The organism is Binatus sp. (SeqCode), assembly GCF_036522015.1.
GTDB lineage: Bacteria > Desulfobacterota > Binatia > Binatales > Binataceae > Binatus.
The window spans coordinates 1-3199 of record NZ_DATDGQ010000235.1 but is presented as its reverse complement, the minus strand read 5'-3'; the positions used below and the strand labels follow the sequence as shown (position 1 = coordinate 3199).

General features: G+C 62.6%; 2 protein-coding genes. Both read left to right on the top strand.

Annotated features, from left to right (window positions below):
* The first annotated feature begins 518 nt into the window (after positions 1 to 518).
* Complete coding sequence (gene istA, locus VIW95_RS10070) at positions 519 to 2060, top strand: IS21 family transposase (protein WP_414645284.1); 1542 nt, start codon at positions 519 to 521, stop codon at positions 2058 to 2060.
* Positions 2061 to 2154: 94 nt separating this feature from the next.
* The gene (gene istB, locus VIW95_RS10065) at positions 2155 to 2910 is read left to right on the top strand and encodes an IS21-like element helper ATPase IstB (protein WP_331585994.1); all 756 of its coding nucleotides are present in this window, start codon (positions 2155 to 2157) and stop codon (positions 2908 to 2910) included.
* The last annotated feature ends 289 nt before the right edge of the window (positions 2911 to 3199 follow it).

The following is a 3199-nucleotide window of genomic DNA, read 5'->3' as shown; positions in this document are numbered from 1 at the left end:
GATGCCGGCGGCTCGGGACCCGCGGAGGGATGGGCCCATACGCCGGAAAAATCCGGGATCGACGCCGTACCTTGGCTTATTTCCTGCGTGAACGCCACCGATGAGAATACGGCTATGGCTGAGGTCGAAGCGATGATGAATGTTCGCACCGTGGATTTCTCCCGTTACGACCGGGCCGGAGTGCTCAGAATTTCCCATCGTCCGTCGCTTCGACGTATTGGGACCGCACGATGTCGAGCACGTTGCTGAGCAATTCGAGCGGTCGGGAGGTTTCGACGCTGGGCGTCGCACTTCCGGGTCGGCTCAATCTGAGCTTGCCCCGACATGGTGCCGAGCATGAATGCAGATTCCTGTGCATCGCGGACAGTCATTCCAATCCATCGCGGACAGCATTCCAATCGATTGCGGACAGCATTCCGGTGATTGCGGACAGTTTCTGATGAACGTTTAGCCAGCCCTCCCATCGACATCCGAATCAGCAGATCGGCAGTCCCTGTGAAGAACCACAGGGGCAACCGATGGCCGGGATGAGAATGTCGATGAGGAAGATCCGTGAGGTACTGCGGCTGACGCATGAGCTGGGGCTGAGCGTGCGTGAGGTGCGCGAGGCAACGGGCGTCGGCAAGACGGCCGTTTGCGAGTACGTGAACCGCGCCAAGGTGATCGGGATTACGTGGCCGATCCCGCCAGAGATCGGCGACGCCGAGTTGGAGCGGCTTTTGTTTACGCCGGCGGGCTTCCACGAGGGGTCGACGAAGTCGCTGCCCGATTGGGCGAAGGTCCACGAGGAACTCAAGCGCCGCGGCGTAACGCTGATGATCCTGTGGGAGGAGTATCGTGCCGCGTATATCGACGGCCATGGATACAGCCGCTTCTGCGCGCTTTACGGCGAATGGAGAAAGCGCCTCGCGCCGACGATGCGGCAGACGCATATGGCGGGCGACAAGCTGTTTGTCGATTGGGCTGGCGACACGGTGCCGATCATCGATGCGATGACAGGCGAGGTGCACGAGGCGCACCTCTTCGTCGCCGCCCTTGGCGCATCGAGCTACACCTACGCCGAGGCGCGCTGGAGCGAGACGCTGCCCGACTGGATAGGTGCGCACGTCAACGCGTTCGACTTCCTCGGCGGTGTGCCGAAGGCTGCGGTGCCGGATAATCTCAAGGCCGGCATCACCAAGCCGTCGCGCTATGAGCCGGGGGTCAACAGAACCTATCAGGATCTCGCCGATCACTACGGCTTCGTCGTGCTTCCGGCGCGCGTTCGCCGCCCGCGCGACAAGGCCAAGGTCGAGGCCGCCGTCGGCATTGTCTCGCGCTTCGTGCTCGGCAAGCTGCGCAATCGGCGCTTCTTCTCCTTGGCCGAGTTGAATGAGGCTGTTCGTGAGTGCGTAGCGTCGATCAACGCGAAGGTGATGAAGCAGCTCAAGCAGAGCCGCAACGATCTCTTCGCCAGTCTCGATCGGCCGGCGCTGAAAGGGCTTCCGAGCGAGCGCTACCAATATGCCGAGTGGAAGCGCTGCACGGTCGCGCCCGACTATCACGTCGAGGTTGATGACCATTACTACTCGGTGCCATTCGCCCTGTTGCGCGAGACCGTCGATGCGCGCTTCACGGACAGCACGATCGAGCTCTTCCACAACGGCAAGCGGATTGCGAGCCACGTGCGCTCGCGCATCGCGCACAAGCACACGACGATTCCGGAGCACATGCCGTCGAGTCATCGGCGTTACGCAGAATGGTCACCGGCACGCCTGTTGCGCGAGGCCGAGAAGATCGGCCCCGCAACGCTCGCGCTGTTCGAGGCGATCATGAAGGCGAAGCCGCATCCCGAGCAGGGCTTCCGCTCATGCCTTGGCATCCTCAGCCTGGTGAAGAGCTATGGACCGCAGCGCCTCGAGGCGGCGGCCAAGCGCGGCAACGATATCCGCGCCACGACCTACGGCTCGATCAAGTCGATCCTGCACAACGGGCTCGACCGCGCCTTCGCCAAACCGAACCTGCCGGACGCGTCTCCGATCCGGCACGCCAACATCCGCGGGCGTGGCTACTACCATTGAGCAACTCCCGGATGATCGCGTGCCCCGGGGACGCCCTCACGCGGCGGCACGCGAAGAAAAGGGGCGGGCGAAAAGTAAAAGAGAGGAATCACACGTGCTTTCACATCCCACACACGACCGGCTCATCGCCCTCGGTCTCGTCGGCATGGCCAAAGCGTTCGAGGAGCAGCGAGCGCAGCCCGCTGTGGCGTCGCTCACCGGCCTCCTGGTCGATCGCGAGGCCGTCGAGCGGCAAAGCAAGAGGCTCGTCACGCGGCTCAAGTTTGCCAACCTCAGGCAAAACGCGACCGTCGAGGATCTCAACACCAAGGCGGCGCGCGGCCTCGATAAAGCGTTGTTTGCTAAGCTCGCGACCGGCGACTGGATCGGGCGCCGACAGGACCTCCTGATCACCGGTAAAACCGGCACCGGCAAGAGCTGGCTCGCCTGTGCGCTCGGTCACAAGGCATGCCGTGACGATCGATCGGTGCTCTACTATCGCGTGCCACGCTTGCTCGACGCACTGGCGCTGGCACGCGGCGATGGACGCTATACTCGACTCCTCAAAAGTTTCGCCCGTGTCGAGCTTCTGGTCCTCGACGACTGGGGGCTGGCGCCGCTGACCTCGCAGCAGGGCCGCGACCTGCTCGAAATCGTCGATGATCGCCACGGCCGCGGCTCCACCATCGTCACCAGTCAGCTCCCCGTCGATCACTGGCACGAGGTGATCGTCGATCCGACAATCGCCGATGCCGTCCTCGACCGCCTCGTGCACACTGCGCACCGCCTCGCGCTCGACGGCGAGACCCTGCGCAAACCAGCGGAAAAATCCGGCAAGCGCGGCAGGCTTGACTCCGACGCTGCCGAATGAGCCCTTAAAGCTGTCGATGAGAGAACTGTCCGCGATCATTTGAATGCTGTCCGCGATGGATTGGAATGCTGTCCGCAATGGATTGGAATGACTGTCCGCGATCAATTGGAATCCCTGTCCGCAATCGAAGGAATCCGCAATCAAGTCGGTGGTGACAGACGATCAGGGCCGCTACGTCATTCCTGAACTGCCCCAAGCAAACTACGTTGTGTGGGCGCGCGGCTATGGTCTTGTCGATTCCGCCAAGACCACGACCGACCCCGGTAAGATCATCAACATCACCGCCATC